14 protein-coding genes are annotated in these 18,129 nt (G+C 57.2%); 2 read left to right on the forward strand and 12 right to left on the reverse strand.

Going from position 1 to position 18,129, the window contains the following annotated elements; all coding sequences use genetic code 11:
- Positions 1-257 precede the first annotated feature (257 nt).
- The 8 genes from N7220_RS15560 to N7220_RS15595 form a co-directional block, all read right to left on the reverse strand.
- Positions 258-1,055 carry a transporter substrate-binding domain-containing protein gene (locus N7220_RS15560; RefSeq protein ID WP_283148430.1) on the reverse strand — a complete coding sequence of 266 codons (798 nt, stop codon included), beginning with the start codon at positions 1,053-1,055 and terminating at the stop codon, positions 258-260.
- Between the two features lie 41 nt (positions 1,056-1,096).
- Complete coding sequence (locus tag N7220_RS15565; protein WP_283148431.1) at positions 1,097-2,014, reverse strand: glycosylasparaginase; 918 nt, start codon at positions 2,012-2,014, stop codon at positions 1,097-1,099.
- A gap of 5 nt (positions 2,015-2,019) precedes the next feature.
- Positions 2,020-2,754, reverse strand: coding sequence for an amino acid ABC transporter ATP-binding protein (locus N7220_RS15570; RefSeq protein WP_283148432.1), 735 nt, complete (start codon positions 2,752-2,754; stop codon positions 2,020-2,022).
- 1 nt (position 2,755) lies between these two features.
- On the reverse strand, positions 2,756-3,427 hold the full coding sequence (locus tag N7220_RS15575) for an amino acid ABC transporter permease (protein WP_283148433.1): 672 nt from the start codon (positions 3,425-3,427) through the stop codon (positions 2,756-2,758).
- Positions 3,427-4,098, reverse strand: coding sequence for an amino acid ABC transporter permease (locus N7220_RS15580; RefSeq protein ID WP_283148434.1), 672 nt, complete (start codon positions 4,096-4,098; stop codon positions 3,427-3,429). The genes N7220_RS15575 and N7220_RS15580 overlap by 1 nt, the downstream gene beginning before the upstream one ends.
- A gap of 473 nt (positions 4,099-4,571) precedes the next feature.
- Positions 4,572-5,615 carry a galactose/methyl galactoside ABC transporter permease MglC gene (gene mglC, locus N7220_RS15585; RefSeq protein WP_283148435.1) on the reverse strand — a complete coding sequence of 348 codons (1,044 nt, stop codon included), beginning with the start codon at positions 5,613-5,615 and terminating at the stop codon, positions 4,572-4,574.
- Positions 5,602-7,143, reverse strand: coding sequence for a sugar ABC transporter ATP-binding protein (locus N7220_RS15590; protein WP_283148436.1), 1,542 nt, complete (start codon positions 7,141-7,143; stop codon positions 5,602-5,604). Before N7220_RS15590 ends, mglC begins: the two co-directional genes overlap by 14 nt.
- A 77-nt stretch (positions 7,144-7,220) precedes the next feature.
- On the reverse strand, positions 7,221-8,243 hold the full coding sequence (locus tag N7220_RS15595) for a galactose ABC transporter substrate-binding protein (RefSeq protein ID WP_283148437.1): 1,023 nt from the start codon (positions 8,241-8,243) through the stop codon (positions 7,221-7,223).
- 347 nt (positions 8,244-8,590) lie between these two features.
- Between N7220_RS15595 and N7220_RS15600 the strand changes: the two genes are divergently transcribed.
- Both N7220_RS15600 and N7220_RS15605 read left to right on the forward strand, forming a co-directional pair.
- The gene (locus N7220_RS15600; protein WP_283148438.1) at positions 8,591-9,673 is read left to right on the forward strand and encodes a LacI family DNA-binding transcriptional regulator; all 1,083 of its coding nucleotides are present in this window, start codon (positions 8,591-8,593) and stop codon (positions 9,671-9,673) included.
- Positions 9,674-9,735: 62 nt separating this feature from the next.
- On the forward strand, positions 9,736-10,737 hold the full coding sequence (locus N7220_RS15605) for an aldo/keto reductase (RefSeq protein WP_283148439.1): 1,002 nt from the start codon (positions 9,736-9,738) through the stop codon (positions 10,735-10,737).
- 150 nt (positions 10,738-10,887) lie between these two features.
- Here the strand turns inward: N7220_RS15605 and N7220_RS15610 are convergent, their stop codons facing one another.
- The 4 genes from N7220_RS15610 to N7220_RS15625 form a co-directional block, all read right to left on the reverse strand.
- A complete protein-coding gene (locus tag N7220_RS15610; RefSeq protein WP_283148440.1) occupies positions 10,888-13,956 on the reverse strand; it encodes an NAD-glutamate dehydrogenase domain-containing protein in 3,069 nt (1,022 codons plus the stop codon).
- A 736-nt stretch (positions 13,957-14,692) separates the two neighbouring features.
- Complete coding sequence (locus N7220_RS15615; RefSeq protein ID WP_283148441.1) at positions 14,693-15,337, reverse strand: helix-turn-helix transcriptional regulator; 645 nt, start codon at positions 15,335-15,337, stop codon at positions 14,693-14,695.
- A gap of 137 nt (positions 15,338-15,474) precedes the next feature.
- Positions 15,475-16,434 carry an ornithine cyclodeaminase family protein gene (locus tag N7220_RS15620; protein WP_283148442.1) on the reverse strand — a complete coding sequence of 320 codons (960 nt, stop codon included), beginning with the start codon at positions 16,432-16,434 and terminating at the stop codon, positions 15,475-15,477.
- An 88-nt stretch (positions 16,435-16,522) separates the two neighbouring features.
- Entirely contained in the window at positions 16,523-17,671 is a 1,149-nt protein-coding gene (locus tag N7220_RS15625; RefSeq protein ID WP_283148443.1) for a succinylglutamate desuccinylase/aspartoacylase domain-containing protein, read from the reverse strand.
- Between the last annotated feature and the right edge of the window lie 458 nt (positions 17,672-18,129).

An 18,129-nucleotide genomic window follows, 5' to 3' on the forward strand; every position in this document is an offset into this window, starting at 1 on the left:
CTATCACATTCACTTTTCGGTTAACGAAGGGGATTTGCGGTCTTGCCCTTTATGGGCAAGACCTATCGCATTCACTTTTCAGTTAACGAAGGGGATTTGCGGTCGTGCCCTTTATGGGCAAGATCTACCGCATTCACTTTTCAGTTAATGAAGGTGGGTTTGCGGTCTTGCCCTTTATGGGCAAGATCTATCGCACTTACTTCCGTTAACGATGGTGGGTTTGCGGTCTTGCCCTTTATGGGCAAGACCTATCGCATTCACTTTTCGGTTAACGAGGGTGGGTTTGCGGTCTTGCCCCACCATTTCTTGTAGTTGGCTTCATACGCGCCAGATTTGGCATAGTCCGCTACAAAGCTGTTGATCCATGCCAGAAATTTCGGGTCGCCCTTGGCAATGCCGATACCAATCGGGTCGTTGGAATACAAGCCCGGTAGCGTGATCAAAGCATCGTTTTTGGTGGCCAGGTAATCCACCAGCGACGAATCCTCGATCCCCGCGTCTACGCGTTTTTGTTGCAGCAGCAACACGCCTTCAGGGGCGAAGTTGTCGGTGTAGACCAGCTTGGCGGCTGGGACTTCACGGCGGATAAAGGTCTCGCCGGTACTGCCGCGACCCACCACAATCTGCTTGCCCGCCAGACCTTTCAGGTCCTTGATTCCCGAGCTTTTCTGCACGATAACGCGCAATCCGGCGCGGTTATACGGGCTGGAAAAATCGATGGTCTTGGCGCGCTCTGGTGTGATCGACACATTGGCCACTACCAGATCAAGCTGACCAGATACCAGCATGGAGATCCGGGCATCGCCCGAGACATCCGTGTATTCAACCTTCACGCCCAGCTTGTCGGCAATACGCTTGGCCACGTCCACGTCATAACCCACCGGGTCGTTATGGGCGTCACGAAACCCCACTGGCTCGCCGCCCAGCGAAACGCCGATGCGCACTACGCCGCGCGCTTTGATGTCTTCCAGCTTGCCCGCAGAAGCGGTGGTGGCGGTGAACGCCATGCCAGCAACGAGCGCGAAGGCAGTGATTTTTGTCAGAATGCGTCTCACAGAAGTACTCCTTGTCAGTTTTACGGCGATGAGTGGGGTGTTCAGATACGTACCGATGTCCGTAGTTCCGGTTCGGACATCGAGGGTTCCCAGAACCAGTATTTGATTTCTTCCTGGCACTTGAAATTGACGACCAGATGGTTGCCTTTGGCGTCCAGCGCGTGAATCACCACACCGGCCAGAAAACCTTCTGACAACTCGGATAACTCTTCCACGGCAAGGCTCACAGCGTCCTTGAGCGAATAGCCCAGGCGCAAGGCCAGCACAATGCTGCGTGAAGTGCCACAGCGCACGGTCATTTCGCCGGTGTGAGTACACGCCGCCGCGCCATAACGGCTATCGGCATAAAATCCGGCCCCCGCGATGGGTGAATCCCCCAGGCGGCCCGGATATTTCCAGGCCCAGCCGGATGTAGACGTTACGCTGTGAATGCCTTTGCTGGCGTCTTGCGCCAGAAACACCGTGGTATCGCGCACGCGTTCTGGGTCGGTAATGGTGCGGCTGAGCGGAATCAGTGGCACATCGGGAAACTTTGCCAGTTCGGCAGGAGAGAGTTCTTTTTCCAGCCGCTCCCACCACACGCGCTTGCTGTCATCAAACAAGGTGGGTTCTGGCGTGAAGCCGGTTTCCAGGGCAAAGCGGCGGGCACCGTCGCCAGTCAGCATCACGTGTGGCAGGCGCTTCATTACTTCATGCGCCACTGCGGCGGCGCTGAGGATATCGGGCAAGGCACCTACCGAACCAACCTGGCGAGTGGTGCCATCCATCACGCCGGCATCGAATTCCATCTTGCCCAGCATATTGGGCCAGCCGCCGTAGCCGACGCTGCGCACTTTCACTTCACGTTCAACCTTGCTGATGCCCGCCACCATGGCATCGATACCCGGTGCGCCGTCTTTAAGCATTGCTACTGTGGTCGGAAAACCCGGCCACGCCTCTGAGTTAGCCAGCAGAATCATCGGGACTAGTCCTTGCGCATATTGGATAGAAATTGAGCGACCCGCGGGTTTGCCAGCCCGCCATCGGCGGCAAAGAACTGGGCGGTGGGCAGATTCACCACCAGCTTGCCTTTGTCCAGAAACACAATGCGCGACGAGATGGTCCGCGCGAACTCGACCTCGTGGGTGACGAACACCATGGTGGTGCCTTCCATTGCCAACTTGGCCAGAATACGCAGCACTTCGGAGGTCATTTCCGGATCAAGCGCGCTGGTGACTTCGTCCAGCAGCAAATAGCTCGGGTTGACCGCCAACGCACGGCAAATGCCTACACGCTGGCGCTGCCCGCCGGACAACTGCGCCGGATAAGCATCGGCCCGATCACCCAAGCCAACCGATGTCAGCAGGGCGCGGGCGTGTTCTTCTGCCTGTGCTTTGGGTGTCTTGAGTACTTCAATCGGTGCCAGAGTCAGGTTCTGCAGCGCTGTCATGTGCGGGTACAGATTGAACAACTGGAACACCGTGCCGGAGCGTTTACGTGCTTCGGCCAGTTCTTTGGGTTTGGAAACATCAAACCCATCGACAGTGATCTTGCCGCCATCCAGTTTTTCCAGGCCGTTGATACAGCGCACCAGCGTGGATTTGCCGGAACCGCTGGATCCCAGAATCGACACCACTTCGCCCGGCTCGACCGTAAAGTCGATGTCGTCCAGCACGGTGACGTTGCCAAACTTCTTTTTGGCGCTTTCTACTTTTATCATTTCAAAGCCCTTTCCAGGCGCTGTGAGCACGCAGCCGCGCTTCAAGGCGACCACCAAAATATGCAATTGCCTTGGAGCACAGCCAATACAGCACGCCGATCAAGGTCCACACAATGAATGGCTTGAGCGTGCGCAAATTGAGAATGTTGCCGATCTTGGTCAGGTCCACGACGCCAATGGCCGACACCAGCGATGTCACCTGCAACTGGTTTACCGCCAGGCCAATCAGCGGGCCGATGGCAAAGGCGCTGGCTTGGGGCGAGATCACTTTGCGCAGAATCTGCCAGCGGCTCAGCCCAAATACCCGTGCGGCTTCCACTTGATCGCGTCCTACTGATTCAATGGCAGACACCGCAATCACATAGATAAATGCGGCGGTATTGCCCGAAAGCGTAATCACCGCCGCTTCAACTGGTGTGACATTGATTTTGGCAAATACCGGCAGGCCAAAAAACACGAGGAACAGCTGCACCAGCACCGGTGAGTTTTTGAGGATTTCGGTTAGCGTGGTGACTAGCGGCACCGCTACCGGAATGCGATAAAAGCGGAGGGTGGCCCAGCTCAAGGCCAGCACCAGGCCAATGGCGAAGGTCACCACAAACAGCAGTACGGAAACGCCCAGCCCCTGTGCCAGCAGCACCAGGTCGTACGAGGTAAACGCGGAGTAATCCATCAGGAAACACCTTCCAGATTGCCGTGATTAAGCCGGCGATGCAGCATGCCAATGGCAATCGAAACGGAATAAGTCAGCACGGCATAAACCACGAGCAGCACGAAATACACTTCAAACGGGCGGAAGGTATCTGACGCCACAATCTTGGCCGAACCGGTCAGTTCGTTGAGCGTGATGGTGGAAAGGATCGAAGAGGTAAGGATCAGATTGATCAGCACCGAACCCAGCGGGCGGATTGACGTACGCAGGGCAATTGGCATCACAATCTTGCTGAAAATGGTGTGCTTGGCCAACCCGCTGACCTGGGCTGCTTCGATAATCCCCGGGTCGATAGCCAGGATGCCGGAACGGATCACGTTGGAGGTATATGCGCCACCGGCAATCGACAGTGCAATTACCCCGGTGGTGAAGGCATCAATGTACAGCCCCAGCACCGGCAGGCCGTAATAGAAGAAAAACATCTGCACAATGAAGGGCACATTGCGAAAGATATCCACGTAGATATTGGCCAGAATTTGCCATGGCCGCGACGATGAAGTCGACGCAATGGCAACCAGCGCCCCGGTGATAAAGCTGCCAGCCAGCGCCAGGGCACAGGCCTCTACGGTGAGGATGGCGCCGTCGCGCAGCATGTCCAGATGCGGTAGTAGAACGGCAAGATCAAACTGCATGGTTTTTGCCCCAAGTGAAACCGGTTTCAGTTTATGGCGTAGCCATGACGAGCGTCAAGCCGAAGGCCAAAGAAGACTGTTACAGCGCGAGGGTAAGACGGGGTGGAGCAGGTAGAACAAGAGAAGGGCGCAAGACAAAAACGAGACTGGGCGCGCTTTTCACTGGCAGATGAGGCGATGCCGCAGACGTTGCGGTCATACAACGCGGCAGATCCATAGCAGGCGAGAGAGGGCGCAGACATACCGCTTTATAGCCGCCGATCACTCGTTGCGACACAGGGTATGGGTGATCGGCCAAATACGAAAATCGGCAGGGGTTTGCCATGGCCACACCGTGCACTGCCAGGTCGCGGATGTGCGTTCATAAAAACAAACACGGCCTGGAACGGCCGTGGTGCAGAACAAGGCTGAATGAACATCGCGCAAACCCCAGAGCTGATGCAGAACCAGCCCTGGGGTCTGCGCGAAGTGAATCAACGCTTCTTCAGGTATTTGCGGATGTCGATGGCCACTGCGGTCACGATGATGAGACCCTTGAAAATCTGCTGCCAATAGACCGATACACCAAGAATAACCAGGGCGTTGTTGAGGAAGGTCAGGATCAGCACGCCCGTTACGATCCCCCCGACTGTCCCTATCCCCCCGGAAGTGGAGACCCCGCCGATCACGCAGGCGGCAATCGCATCCAGTTCCCATGTAAACCCGAGGTTATTGGTTGCACTACCCTGACGAGCGGCCTGGAGCGAACCGGCCAGACCATACAGGGCGCCAGCGATCACATAGACCGTGATCAGCGTGCGGTTAACGTTCACCCCGGAAACGGTAGCCGCATCCGGGTTCGCGCCGATCGCATAAATATTTTTGCCGGTGGTGGTCAGGTTCAAAAGCACCCACATCAACACAATGACTACTGCGGCAATGATCACGATATACGGCAATCGGAAATCGCCGTAGATGTTGATGGCGCCATTGGAGATCATGGTGAAATCGTCACGCAGCCCACCAATTGGTGTGGCACCGTGGGGAGGGCGGTCAACGTACAGCGAAGTCGCGCCGTACACGATCACCATTGTTCCCAGCGTGGTGATAAAGGGGACCACCTTCAGATAGGCCACGATCGCGCCATTCATGAGGCCGACGATCACGCCCGCCAGAACGGCCAGCAGAATCGGAAGCCACAACGGCGAGACGGGCAGATCTGGAAAGACTTTGCTGGCGTAGTCGGCACGTTGCAGCATGGATGCAGCGATACACGCGGTCAGCCCGACGACCCGGCCTGCGGAAAGATCCACACCCTTGGTCAAGAGGATCGGCCCTTCACCGAGCGCCAGAATCACGTAGACGGACGAGATCATCAAAACGTTGATCAGGTTCGTCACATCCAGAAACGAGGGCTGGATAAAGCCAGTAACCAGAATCAGCGCCAGGAGCACGAAAATCATGGCGCGCTTTACCGCCATCTCCTTGAACTGGGTCAGCCTGGAGCGGCCTGGTGCTTTTATTTCAAACTTTGTCATTCGAATCTCCTTGTGTCATGAATTGGGTCGAGAGATGCATGATCTTTTCCTGTGTCGCTTCAGCTCCCGGCACGATGCCGGTCACTCGACCTTCGCACATGACCATGATTCGGTCGGACATGCCCAGAATTTCGGGTAGTTCGGACGAAATCATGATGATGGCCTTGCCGCGCTGTGCCAATTCAGTGATCAACGTGTAAATCTCGTATTTGGCGCCGACGTCGATACCGCGGGTCGGTTCGTCAAGAATCAGTATTTCCGGATCAGTCAGAAGCCAGCGCGAGAAAACGACTTTCTGCTGGTTTCCGCCTGAGAGGTTCTGAATGAGTGTGCTGCTTGAAGGCGTCTTCACGCGCAGCGTGCGGATACGCTCCTGAACGTCGGCCTCGCCGGACTTCAGATCCAGCAGCCCCAAACGCCTGACGTAATGACGCCAGTGCGCCATCAGGGTGTTATCGAAGACCGGAAGGATAGAGAAAATGCCGGTGGTGCGACGTTCCTCGGTGAGGAGGGCCATTTTGTTTTTTTGCGCGTCAGCGGGGGTGCGAATGGTCTTGGGTACGCCGTTCATCAATATCTGGCCAGAAGCGACGGGGCGCATGCCAAAAATCGCCTCCATCAACTCGGTTCTTTGCGCGCCAACCAAACCGCTGACCCCAAGAATTTCGCCGCGTTTCAACTCAAAAGAGGCATCTTTGAACGACTTCGGGTTGGGCGACGTGAAATTCTTGACCTCCATCAGCACTTCGCCCGGGATATTGGCCCGTGGGGGGAAGCGGTGGGTCAGATCGCGCCCGACCATGCGACTGATGATCAGGTCGGTGGTCAATTCACTGGACGGATACGTGCCCACTTGACGGCCGTCGCGCATGATCGTGACCTCGTCGGCAATCTGGAGGATTTCTTCCATTTTGTGCGAGATGTAAATGATCGAGACGCCATCGGCCTTCAGCTTGCGGATGATCTGAAACAGGTGCCCGACTTCTTTCTCCGACAGGCTGGAGGTGGGCTCGTCCATGATGATGATGCGCGAATGGTAAGACACCGCCTTGGCGATTTCGAGCGACTGGATCTTGGATACCGACAGATTGGTGACCCAGAGTCTGGGGTCCAGATCCATTTGCAGATCAGCGAAAAGTTTGACGGTATCGTCAAACATTTTTTTATGGTCAACAAACTTGAAAGGGCCGATTCCGTGCGTGGGGTAGCGCCCAAGCCACAGGTTTTCCATCACACTCCGATGAGGGATCGGGTGCAATTCCTGGTGGATCATCGAAATGCCCGCATCAAGCGCTTGCTTGGAATTGGCGAATACTTTGGCTTCGCCATTCAGGACAATGGTTCCCGCATCGACCTGGTACATGCCGAATAGGCATTTCATCAGTGTTGATTTGCCAGCCCCGTTTTCACCCATCAGCGCATGGACGGTGCCCGGGCGAATGTTCAGGCTGACTTCGTTCAAGGCCTGAACACCAGGGAAGCTTTTGGATATCCCGCGCATTTCCAGGATATTGGTTACTTCGGGCATGAGACAGAACTCCCGTTCTTCAAAATAACGGGGCCCGATGTCGCGGATGCCCCGTGTAGCTCAACTTGGCTGAAACCTTATTTCACGAATTTCGCGTAGTTATCCTTGGTGACCTTGGTATAAGGAACCCAAACATAGTGGCCTTGCGGGTTAGGCGTACCGTCAGCATTGGCCAGAGGCGCAACAGTCTTGAGGGTCTTGGCACCAGCGCCCAATTGGGAGGCCAGATCGAAGGTCGCTTTGCCCTGGTTCGCGGCATCGTTCAGCACTGTACCCAGCAAGGTGCCTTGCTTGAGCGCATCAAGTGCAGGCGGTGTTGCATCTACACCAACGACCGGGATGTACTTTTTGCCCGGACCGAAATAACCCGCAGCCTTCAGTGCCTCGATCGCACCCAGAGCCATATCGTCGTTATTGGCGAACACTACTTCGATCTTGTCGCCGAACTTGGTCAACCAGGCCTGCATTTTGTTCTGTGCATCACCACGGTTCCACATGGCGGTATCTTCAGCCAGGCTTTGAACCTTGATGCCCGCTGCCGTGAGTGCCTTCACCGAGTACTCGGTGCGGTACTTGGCATCGGTGTTGGCCGGGTCGCCAATCAACATGACGTACTGCAGAACACCATCTTTGTTCTTGTCGGCTTCAGGATGCTTTTTCCAGTAGTCGGCAACAATTTCGCCTTCCATGGTGCCGGAAGCCTGTGCCTTGGCGCCTACGTAGTAAGCCAACGGATATTTGGCCAGATCGGCCGCGTCGGGCTCACGGTTGAAGAAGACGATTGGCACCTTCTTGACCGCAGCTTTCTGGATGACAACGTTGGCAGCTGTCGGCTCGACCATGTTCAGCGCCAGTGCGTTGTAGCCTTGGGACAAGAACAGGTCTTGAATATCGTTGACTTTGGATTGGTCGCCCTGACCGTCCTGGACGGAAATGGGGACGCCAGCCGATTTGGCTTCCGATTCAATCTTGCCTCGAACATAAGACATGAACGTATCGTCGAACTTGTAGATGGTTACACCAATCTTGGGGGTCGGTGCGGCAAGCGCGCCCGTGCTGGCAACCGCAAGGGTGAGCAATAACGTGGTGGCCTTATTCATAAAAACTCCTGACGATGAACAAAAATGTAGTGAATCGGAGGGTTACTACGAAAACTTTGGAGCGAGGCAAAAACTACCCCCCGGTTTTATCAATGTCAATAATGCGTATAACCTAATTCGCATAAAAAAATACGCGGATATTCCTCATAAAAAAGACGGAATGTCCATGAAAACACTCATCTTTTATGCCTTGTTTCACATGTTGTACCTAAAAAATAAGTAATAAAAAAACTTTATAACTGATATAACCTATGCTTTTCTGTGTTGCGCCGGGCGCGACAGACCCAGCACCGTGGCCCGGATGATTGCGGGCGGGGAAAAACGCAACTGTGCAAAGAGATGGGCTGATGACGATGAAAGCGCCGAACAAACGGGTAACCATGTCAGATATTGGCAGGCAGGCTGGCGTCTCTCAGGCCAGTGTGTCACTGGTGTTGAACGATGCACCGGGGACGCGCATCTCGGCCGCCACCCGTGAAAAAGTGCTGAAAGTAGCGCGTGAGCTGGGTTATTCGGCGCCGTTGCGCGCAGAGTCAGCGCCAGCGATCATCGGTTTGCTGATCAACCATCTGGCCATGACGCCGCATGTCGCTGCACTGCTGGAGGGCGCCCGGGATGAGGCGGCCTCCAGCAATTGCATGCTGGCCACCATCGCCACCCACGGTGATGAACAGATCGAAAACGAGGCGCTCAACTATCTCTTGAGCCGCCCCTTGAAGGGCATCATTTACGCCACACTGCTCACGCAGGAGGCCAACCCGCCAGATCGCCTGAGAGACGTGCCGACAGTCATGCTCAACTGTCACTATTCAAAGCAGCACTACCCGAGCGTTGTGCCCGCCGATATCGCCGGTGGCGTTGCAGCCACGACCGCCTTGCTGGATGCAGGTCATCGCCGAATCGCATTTATCAGTAGCGGTGAAGACTGGATTGAAGGATCGCGTGATCGCTTGCTTGGCTACCGGCAAGCGCTGGCAACGTACGACATCGCTGTAGACCCAGCGTTGATCGTTTCGCCCGAGCAGACCCATTCGGAAGGGTGGACCCAACGCGGCGGGCGCGAGCAGACGCACGCGCTGCTGGATCTGCCCTTGCCGCCCACGGCGATCTTCTGCTTTTGCGACCGGATGGCGCTGGGCGCGTACGAAGCGATCAAATCGCGTGGTTTGCGGATACCCGAAGACATTTCGGTCATTGGTTTTGACGATGAAGTATTCGCCAGCAGCATGGAGCCGCCCCTTTCTACGCTGGTGTTGCCCCACGAAGAGATGGGGCGCTGGGCCGTGGCGCGTCTGCTGGATTTCGACCCCGTGGCAGACCGGCAACGTAAACATCGAACAGTAAAGATTGAATGCCCGCTCGTGCTCAGGGGGTCGATTGCGCGCCTGAACACATCAGCCAGCCAGCCGATAGCGCCAGCGCGCAACTGACTGGCCAAAGCTGGATTGTGGGACCGAACAATTTTCAAGGTTGATCAACAGGAGAAATTCAGATGGCACCTTACCTGGCTAACCCCTCGCGTTACGACGAGATGCCTTATCGCCGCAGTGGCAACAGCGGCCTCAAACTCTCTGCGGTTTCGCTGGGTTTGTGGCACAACTTTGGCGGGGTGGACCGATTTGAAAACGGCCGCGACATTGTTCGCACCGCGTTCGACAACGGCATTACCCACTTTGATCTGGCCAACAACTACGGACCGCCCCCGGGCTCTGCCGAAGAGGCTTTCGGCCAGCTACTGCGTGCCGATCTGGCACCCTATCGCGATGAACTGATTATCTCTACCAAAGCCGGCTACACCATGTGGCCTGGCCCTTACGGCGACTATGGTTCCCGCAAGTATCTGGTGGCCAGCCTGGACCAAAGCCTGAAGCGTCTGGGTTTGGACTATGTCGATATTTTCTACCACCATCGGCCAGATCCTGATACGCCGCTGGAAGAAACCATGGCCGCTCTGGCCCAAATTGTTGCCAGCGGGCGCGCACTGTATGTGGGATTGTCCAATTATCCTGCGCCGTTGTTACGCCGGGCCGCGCCCATACTGCGCGAACTGGGCACGCCATGTGTGCTCCATCAGCCTCGTTACAGCATGCTGGATCGCTGGATTGAACCTGCCCTTTTGCCCGCACTGGCCGATGAGGGTATTGGCTGCATTGCCTTCTCGCCGTTGGCGCAGGGCGTTCTCACCGATCGTTATCTGAAGGGCGATATTCCGGATGATTCGCGCGCGGCGCGCCATGGTTTTTTGAAGCCCGAACAAATCACCGCAGAGCGTCTGGACGTTGTACGTGCGCTCAACGCTATGGCTCTGGAACGCGGACAGACCTTGGCACAAATGGCGTTGGCCTGGGTGTTGCGCCATTCGGGCATGACTTCGGTATTGATCGGCGCCAGCAGGCCGTCCCAGGTACATGACGCAGTGGCAGCGACGAAGGCCGCGCCCTTTGAGCCGGCGTTGCTGGAGAAGATCGACCAGTTGCTGGCCCCGCTTGCGTGAATTGGCGTGCAATGGTTTGAATCGGCCCGGTTGGCAAACAACCGGGCCGAGGGGACTCAGATTTGCAAAGGTGTCCAGAGACAGTTCAGCGGTGGGACATTGCCGGAAGAGGGCGGGCGAAGCGTGAAGCCCACCGCTTGTCGCAAAGGGTTACCTCCCATATATCCCCAATTCCCGCTGAAACCGCGCCTCATCCAACGCGCTCACCGCCGCCAGCAACTGCTCTCGCCAAACCGCCACGCCCTCATCCTGCCGGGGGGTAAGCGCACTGATCTGAAGCAGCGCTGGCGAAAGCCCCAGCGCTTGAATTGACTCTGCCACCTCCGTCTCACCGCGCGCCAACACCCGGCTGGCAATCAGCAGGTCAATGCGCGCCATTGTGGTCAACGCATGCTGGTCTTGCGCCTGGTCCAGGCGGGTAGCCACAGCTGTGGAGCCGGTGTGTTGTGAGACCAGATCGAGGGTTCCCAGCACCTTTGCCGCGCTATGTCCCGCGCCAATCAAAGGGGTAGCGGCACTCAGCCGCGTAAAGCGACGGGCGCGTTGGCGTAATTGGGCGGGCAACTGTTCAGGGGTCGCGTCGTCCGCCCGCGTGAATTCGCCCAGTTCGGTGTGAAACACCTCCCAACTGCTTGCCGACAAAGTGCCCGGGCTGGACAGCAAAGCGGTCACGCTGTCGGCCAGGCTATGTTCCAGCGCTTCGTCGATGGCATGGCGGGTGGCTGCAGGCAGGGCAGTGATCAACGCATCGTGCTGTTGCAGCCAGCTATCCAGATCCAGCGCGGCATAGGCGAAAGCAAAGGCTTCGATGACCTGGGCCAACGGCCATTGCCGCTGACGGGTCAGGTCGTGCGCAAAGCTGATCCCGGCGCGGTCGACTATTTCGTTGGCCAGGCGCGTGCCGATAATCTCGCGCGCCAGCGCGTGCTGCGCGAGACCCAGACTGCGAACATGTTGTGGGAAGTAGCGCGTCAAATAGTACTGATGCCACGGTTGCAGCGAGATTTCCTGATTGATGAAGGCACCTTTTACCGCCATCTTGGCGTAGGCCAGTACCACCGCCAACTCAGGTTCAACCAGCCGTTGTTGCTCCCGCGCAGCCAGGGTGCTGTTGCCGGGCAGCTGTTCCAATGCCCGATCCAGATTGACGCTGTTTTCCAGTTGCTTGAGCAAGGCGGCAGGGTCTGCAATCAAGCCTGGCACGTGGCGATGACGCATGATGCGGCGGGCTTGGGCACGATTGGTCGCCAGCACGGCTTGCTCGACGGCAGGCGCCATCGATGCCAGTAACGATGAGGTGGCAGGGGCAGCCAAGGCCGCTTGTTGCAGCAAAATTTTCAGATTCACTTCATGGTCAGAGCAATCCACGCCCGCGGAGTTATCCACTGCGTCGGTCAGCACGCGCACGCCTTGCTCGGCCAGCGCAATACGCGCGGCCTGGGTCAGACCAAGGTTGCCCCCTTCCACCACCATGCGGGCGCGGATTTCCGGGGCGTCCAGGCGAATGCGGTCATTGGCGCGGTCGCGTACTTGTTCGTGGGTTTCGCTGGCCGCCTTGATATAAGTGCCGATACCACCGTTGTACAGCACGGTGACGGGCGCGGCCAGAATGGCGCGGATTAACGCTTCCGGGTTTAATTTGCTGTCGCTGATGCCCAGCGCTTGCTGGATTTCTGGCGAGATCGGGATATTGCGCTCGGTGCGTGCCCAGATACCGCCGCCTTGCGACAAGAGCGTTTGGTCGTAATCGGCCCACGATGAGCGTGGCAGCGCAAACAGCCGTTCACGCTCGGCATAGGCGCGGCTGGTTTCGGGGTTCGGGTCGATAAAAATATGACGATGATCGAACGCGGCAATCAGCCGAAGGTGCGGCATCAGCAGCATGCCGTTGCCGAAAACGTCGCCGCTCATATCGCCAATGCCCACCGCGGTGAACGCATCGCGGGTCCAGTCGATGCCGATTTCGGTGAAGCGGACTTTTGCGGTTTCCCACGCGCCTTTGGCGGTGATGCCCAGCTTTTTGTGGTCGTAACCATTGGAGCCGCCCGAGGCAAACGCGTCGCCCAACCAGAAGCCGCGCTCAATCGAGATGGCGTTGGCGGTATCGGAGAAACTGGCGGTGCCTTTATCGGCTGCGACCACCAGATACGGGTCGGCGGCATCGTGGCGTACCATATGTGGCGGATGGTTGATCTGGCCACCGATATTGTTGTCGGTCAGGTCCAGCAGAGCGTTAATGAATGATCTGTAGCAAGTGATGCCTTCCTCGGCGATAGTCTCGCGACTGGCATCAAACGGCAGTAATTTGCAGACAAAACCGCCCTTGGCGCCGGTGGGTACAATCACCGCGTTTTTGACCAATTGGGCTTTGACCAGCCCAAGTACTTCAGTGCGGTAATCTTCGCGCCGGTCCGACCAGCGCAAACCGCCACGCGACACTGGGCCACCGCGCAAATGCACGCCTTCAAAGCGCTCGGAAAACACAAAAATCTCGCGGAACGGGCGCGGTTTGGGCAGGAAATCCAGCGACTGCGCATCGAGCTTGAATGCCAGATACGACGGCAGTGGATCGTGTGTGCTGTGCTGAAAGTAGTTGCTGCGCAGCGTGGCAGCGACCAATTGGCGCAGCTTTTCCAGCAGGTCTGCAGCATCGGCATCCTGCAGGGCGGTAATCACGCGCTCCAGTTGCTTGCCGGTGGTTTCTTGCAGTTCGTCACGTGCCAGCAACGGGTCGAGCCGGGCATGGTGATACGCCAACCATGCGCGCACCGCAAAGGGTTGCCGGCGCAGACAATCGGCCATATAGCGCAAGCTCATGTGCCAGCCAGCCTGGCGCAGATAACTGGCATAAGCGCGGATCAGCATGATCTCGTGCGCGTTCAGCCCGGCCACCACGGCCAACCCGTTCAAACGGCCATCTTCAGCTTCTGCAGTAAACAGGCGGCGCAGGAAATCGGCCAGCTTTTCGGATTGGTTGAGCGCGCCCAGCTGGGCGGAGGAGGCTTCATCCAGCCACAGCATGGAGCGATGCGTGAACTTGCCGGCGCGCTCTTGTTGTTCTTCGCGCTCCACGCTCAGACCCATGTTGTGCAGGGCTGGCAGCAGAGCGGATAAAGCGGGGATAGAGGGATGTTGTTCTATCGCAATGCCTTGTTCGGCATCACGTTGCACCAGAGTGACTTTGAGCGAGTGGGTAGACTGCAAGACGCTGGAATTCATGGTTTGTGACCAGTGACAGAGGTGAAGACATTGTCATGGACGCAATGGGGGTGTGCTTGCTGGAAAGCGACAGGTTGTTTGTGTCAAAACGTCATTTTTGAGCGGAAATGAGAGGGTGTAGGGGATAGTCGCAAGGGGATGTTGCGTTTTTGGGGAGGGGCGGTGATGGGGCGGTAGGGCGGGTGAAACCCGTTCGGTCGTAGGCCGGATGGAACGAAGTGGGAATCCGGGGCGCGATATCGGCAAATACAAATCCCGGGGCTTGTTGATGCATTGCCACCCCGGAGTCTCGCTTCGCTTTATCCAGGCTACGAAACTAGCCAGCAGACGGTGTGCTCTACCTCCCCTGTAAGGCGCCAAGCGAAGCACGATTGAGCCGGGGTTTCGGGTGACGCCTGTCCGACGCCCGCTTGCGGGCTAGTTCGTCGACCCGCCGGGGCAATTGGGCGGGAGAGCGGGTATCCAGCCGCAGGCTGGGCGCCGGTTCGGGGCCGCCTTCTTTTTGGTTATTTATCCCGGTTTACCGGGACACTTTCTTGGCGAAGCAAGAAAAAGTAACGTGCCCCCGGTCACCACCGGGTATCAACACATCCCGTGCCGTAGGCACTCAAGCTTTTGTAGGTGAAGCAACAGTCCAGTAGCCCGGATGAAGCATTAGCGAGAATCCGGGGTGGCGATGTATCAACGACTCAACTGCTCCGAAGATTGCTTGCGCGAATCCGGGGGACGATCTCAATCAACCGCCTTCCTCCTTCAATCGCTTCACATGCTTGTAAACCGTCGCCCGCCCCATCCCCAGTACATTTGCCACATAATCCGCCGCGCTTTTGCGCTGAAACGCCCCTTCGGCATACAGCGCTTCCACCAGTTGCTGTTTGTGATCGCGGCTCAATGTATTCAGCGCCAATTGCCGCTCCGCCAGCCAGCGGTGCAGAAAACTGTTGATCCGCTCTTGCCAGTCGTCTTTGAACAGTTCCGCAGGTTGCGCGATGATCCCTGCGCCTTTGATGAACAAATCCAGCGCGCCGCGCATGTCGTCAAAAACCGCGATATTGAAATTGATGCACATCATGCCGATAGCGACGTGCTGGTCGTCGAAAAGAACTGTGCTGACCGAGCGCATGCGTCGACCGTCCCAGTTCAGCTTTTCATATGGGCCAACCACCTGTTGCTGGCTGGCGTGTTCGATTTCTTCCAGTGCCGAATCGTCGCCGATGACGCGTTTGGATAAATTGTTCGCCAGGTGAACAATACGTTGTTCTTGCAGGTCGTGAATGACCACCTCGGCATAGGGGAAAAACAGCGTGGCGATGCTGTCAGCGACGTGCCGATAGCGGGTGAGCAAAAGCGCTTTGCCAGGTGCTGGAGTTTTGCTGGGCATGGTTGGGCCTGTGGAAGCACAAGAGGGCGGGGGGCGGTTGTTAGCTGAATGAGGGCGACCAGCGTGGCGCTGCGGGCGAACCTGCAACACCAGCCTGAGCATGGTCAAACCGGTGTTCCAGATTTACTCCCCGCGATTTACGCGCTCAACACCTGATGCAGCGCGTAGGCGATGGCCACGTCTTCCAGTCCCAAGCCAATCGAACGAAAGAACACATGCTTCTGGTAATCCGGCTTGTTACAACGCTGGTTAACCAGATCAGCCAGATCGCCAACCACGCTGGCGCTCGACCAGCCGCGCTCAGCAGCGGCGATAACCATTTCACCGGCGCTGCCTGGCGTGGTGAGTTTGTAATCGCAGTAGACATCCATGCCCGGCAGTGCGGAGGGTGGGATTTCATGGGCGCGGACCACGTTGGTGCTGATCGAGGTAATCAGCGCCGGTTTGGTCAGATGCGCCATATCCAGCACCGGCGTACCGGATGACGTACACAGCATGACTACATCGGCATCGTTTACGCAGGCAGCGGCCGAGGCGGCAATCTGCACGCGGCTATCGAGCGCCTGCAAAGTCGCTTGCCGTTCGGTGTCGGCATGCAGGTCGGGCGAAAACACGCTGATATCTGACCATTCACGCAGGCTGGCTACATGGCGTAAGTGCGCCTGACCGACGGCGCCGGAACCAATCAACGCCAGTTTGCCCGCGTGTGTCGGGGCCAGATAGTCGATGGCGAGCGCGGTGGCGCCAGCGGTGCGTTCGGTGGTCAGTTGGCCGGAGTCACACAGCAACAGGGGCTGGCCGGTTTGCATGGATATCAAGGTGGTCCAGGCGGTGATGACCGGGCGCCCGGGGGTGACGATATAAGGCGAGAGTTTGGCGCCGAACACACCGGCATGCGCCAGCACACCCAGATAAGTAATGAAGTCCCCCGCATCTTGCGGAAACAACGTCAGCGATTGTGGTGGTTGCACGGCCATGTTCTGGCCCAGTGCCCGAAAGGTGTCTTCCAGTACCTGACGAACATTGAGCCGCGGCAGCAGGGCACGCACGGTAGCGGCGTCGGCGATGCGCGGAGCGCAGAGTGCTGCTGTATTCATACTTCATTACCTTTTCTGGGTGATGCAAAAACTGTGTTCGGGGTCAGGGTTAACGGGTTGATCGGCCAGTGAGGCCCGGCGTTGTTGCCTAGAAATCCAGCAGCAGTTTGCCCGGTCGACGCTCCGCTGGCGGTGTATGGCCCGCCACAAACGCGGCGCGCTGACCTGGCCTTACCAACCGGTGCAATTGACGCACCACCAGCACGCCGTCCACTTCGCTGTGGACCGGAACCCGCTCGTTGAATAACTCGCCATCAATGGTGACGATCTCGGCAATCACTTCGCCCTTTTCCACCTGCTGGCCGGGGTCTTTCAGATAAACGATTACGCCGGAGCAAGGGCAGGGGATATGCACTGCCGCTTCCAGCGGATAGACCTGTGCTGCGCCGTGGGGCCGTGGACGGCCACTGCCACCTTCATGATTGAGCACGCTTTCCTGGGTGAGGAAATCAAGAATAGCCTCGGCGTCGCTTTGTGCCAGCTCATCGCTGATATCAATCTGGCCGCGCAATTCGACGGTGGCCGCAAAACCGGCGTTTTCAGCGCTGAACAATCCGGCTGCTTGCAATACGCCCCAGGCATTGGCATGCATCTGGTCAAATGAGCCACCACCGGCATCCAGTTCTTCGACCAGCACCACGGGCGAGCCCAACTGGTTGGCCAGGTTGCAGGCGCGGGTGGATTGCAGGCGCGAGGAATACAAATGGGCGATGGCGTCGGTGTCGCAATGCAGATCAAGCATGATGTCATGCGCCATAGCTAGCCGGGATAGTTCGAGCTTCATCGCCCCGGTAACGTGCCGTGGTGGCAGTTGCTGATCCAGTTGCTGCTGGAAAAACGCCTTCCAGTCACGCGTGGTCATGCCTTCGCCTTTACCTGCGTTGAGATGCTCACGTACGGCATCGGATAGCTGCGGGAAGTTGCGGTTGAAGTTCTCGCCGTTTTCCAGATCAAAGCGTCCAACCACCGGGCCAAACACCCGCTGTGCCATGCCGATCGGGTTGGCGTACGGCACCAGCGTAATGGAACCGGCGATGGCGCCTTGCTGGTCCAGTTGTTTCAACAGCAATAACAGATGCTGGATCACCAACAGGCCGGGGTGTTCGTCACCGTGTAGACCAGCCTGGATGTATGCACTCTTGCCCGAGTGCGGATTGCCAAAAGTATGGGTAATCAAGCGGGGAGCAATGCCAGGCCCCATGCCTGGCAGCGCAATTTCTTGTTTAAGGTAGCTCATAGGGTTTCCTCGATACCGTAAGAATTGACACTTCTGCATCGTCCTGGCGCTTGGGTGATCTTGGGCGCCCCGGGTGTTTTGCTTTGCCTCGCACCAGCACGTTCGGTATCGTGATTTGGAATTTATATCCATTGTGGACAAAAATTATCAATTTCACAATGCCGCTACCGGGCAAATTCATGCTGCAAGAAAGCGCTGGCTACGCTTTCAGCATATGTGAAATTTTCTGGCTTACCGGTTTAGTTTTTTGTTGAAAAAAACCAGGAAAATCAATGGTTCATTGTGGTCTGCATGCCATGGAGTTTTCTTGCGGTGCAACAAAAATGGCCGTTGCATTGCTGCAGAAAGTTTCCGGCGCCACCGGTCATGAATGGTTCAGTTGCGATAGTTTTCGTCGTGAACGCGCAAGATCGCGGTCGGCGGCTACTGGCAGTATTCCTGGAATCGAATCAACCCTG

Origin of the sequence: Silvimonas soli (genome assembly GCF_030035605.1) — a bacterium.
GTDB lineage: Bacteria > Pseudomonadota > Gammaproteobacteria > Burkholderiales > Chitinibacteraceae > Silvimonas > Silvimonas soli.

What these genes read in the sequence shown, in the direction of transcription:
- N7220_RS15565 (WP_283148431.1), bottom strand. Translation starts at nt 2,014, where the DNA reads ATGATTCTGCTGGCTAACTCAGAGGCGTGGCCGGGTTTTCCGACCACA.
- N7220_RS15570 (WP_283148432.1), bottom strand. Translation starts at nt 2,754, where the DNA reads ATGATAAAAGTAGAAAGCGCCAAAAAGAAGTTTGGCAACGTCACCGTG.
- N7220_RS15575 (WP_283148433.1), bottom strand. Translation starts at nt 3,427, where the DNA reads ATGGATTACTCCGCGTTTACCTCGTACGACCTGGTGCTGCTGGCACAG.
- N7220_RS15580 (WP_283148434.1), bottom strand. Translation starts at nt 4,098, where the DNA reads ATGCAGTTTGATCTTGCCGTTCTACTACCGCATCTGGACATGCTGCGC.
- mglC (WP_283148435.1), bottom strand. Translation starts at nt 5,615, where the DNA reads ATGACAAAGTTTGAAATAAAAGCACCAGGCCGCTCCAGGCTGACCCAG.
- N7220_RS15590 (WP_283148436.1), bottom strand. Translation starts at nt 7,143, where the DNA reads ATGCCCGAAGTAACCAATATCCTGGAAATGCGCGGGATATCCAAAAGC.
- N7220_RS15595 (WP_283148437.1), bottom strand. Translation starts at nt 8,243, where the DNA reads ATGAATAAGGCCACCACGTTATTGCTCACCCTTGCGGTTGCCAGCACG.
- N7220_RS15600 (WP_283148438.1), top strand. Translation starts at nt 8,591, where the DNA reads ATGACGATGAAAGCGCCGAACAAACGGGTAACCATGTCAGATATTGGC.
- N7220_RS15605 (WP_283148439.1), top strand. Translation starts at nt 9,736, where the DNA reads ATGGCACCTTACCTGGCTAACCCCTCGCGTTACGACGAGATGCCTTAT.
- N7220_RS15610 (WP_283148440.1), bottom strand. Translation starts at nt 13,956, where the DNA reads ATGAATTCCAGCGTCTTGCAGTCTACCCACTCGCTCAAAGTCACTCTG.
- N7220_RS15615 (WP_283148441.1), bottom strand. Translation starts at nt 15,337, where the DNA reads ATGCCCAGCAAAACTCCAGCACCTGGCAAAGCGCTTTTGCTCACCCGC.
- N7220_RS15620 (WP_283148442.1), bottom strand. Translation starts at nt 16,434, where the DNA reads ATGAATACAGCAGCACTCTGCGCTCCGCGCATCGCCGACGCCGCTACC.
- N7220_RS15625 (WP_283148443.1), bottom strand. Translation starts at nt 17,671, where the DNA reads ATGAGCTACCTTAAACAAGAAATTGCGCTGCCAGGCATGGGGCCTGGC.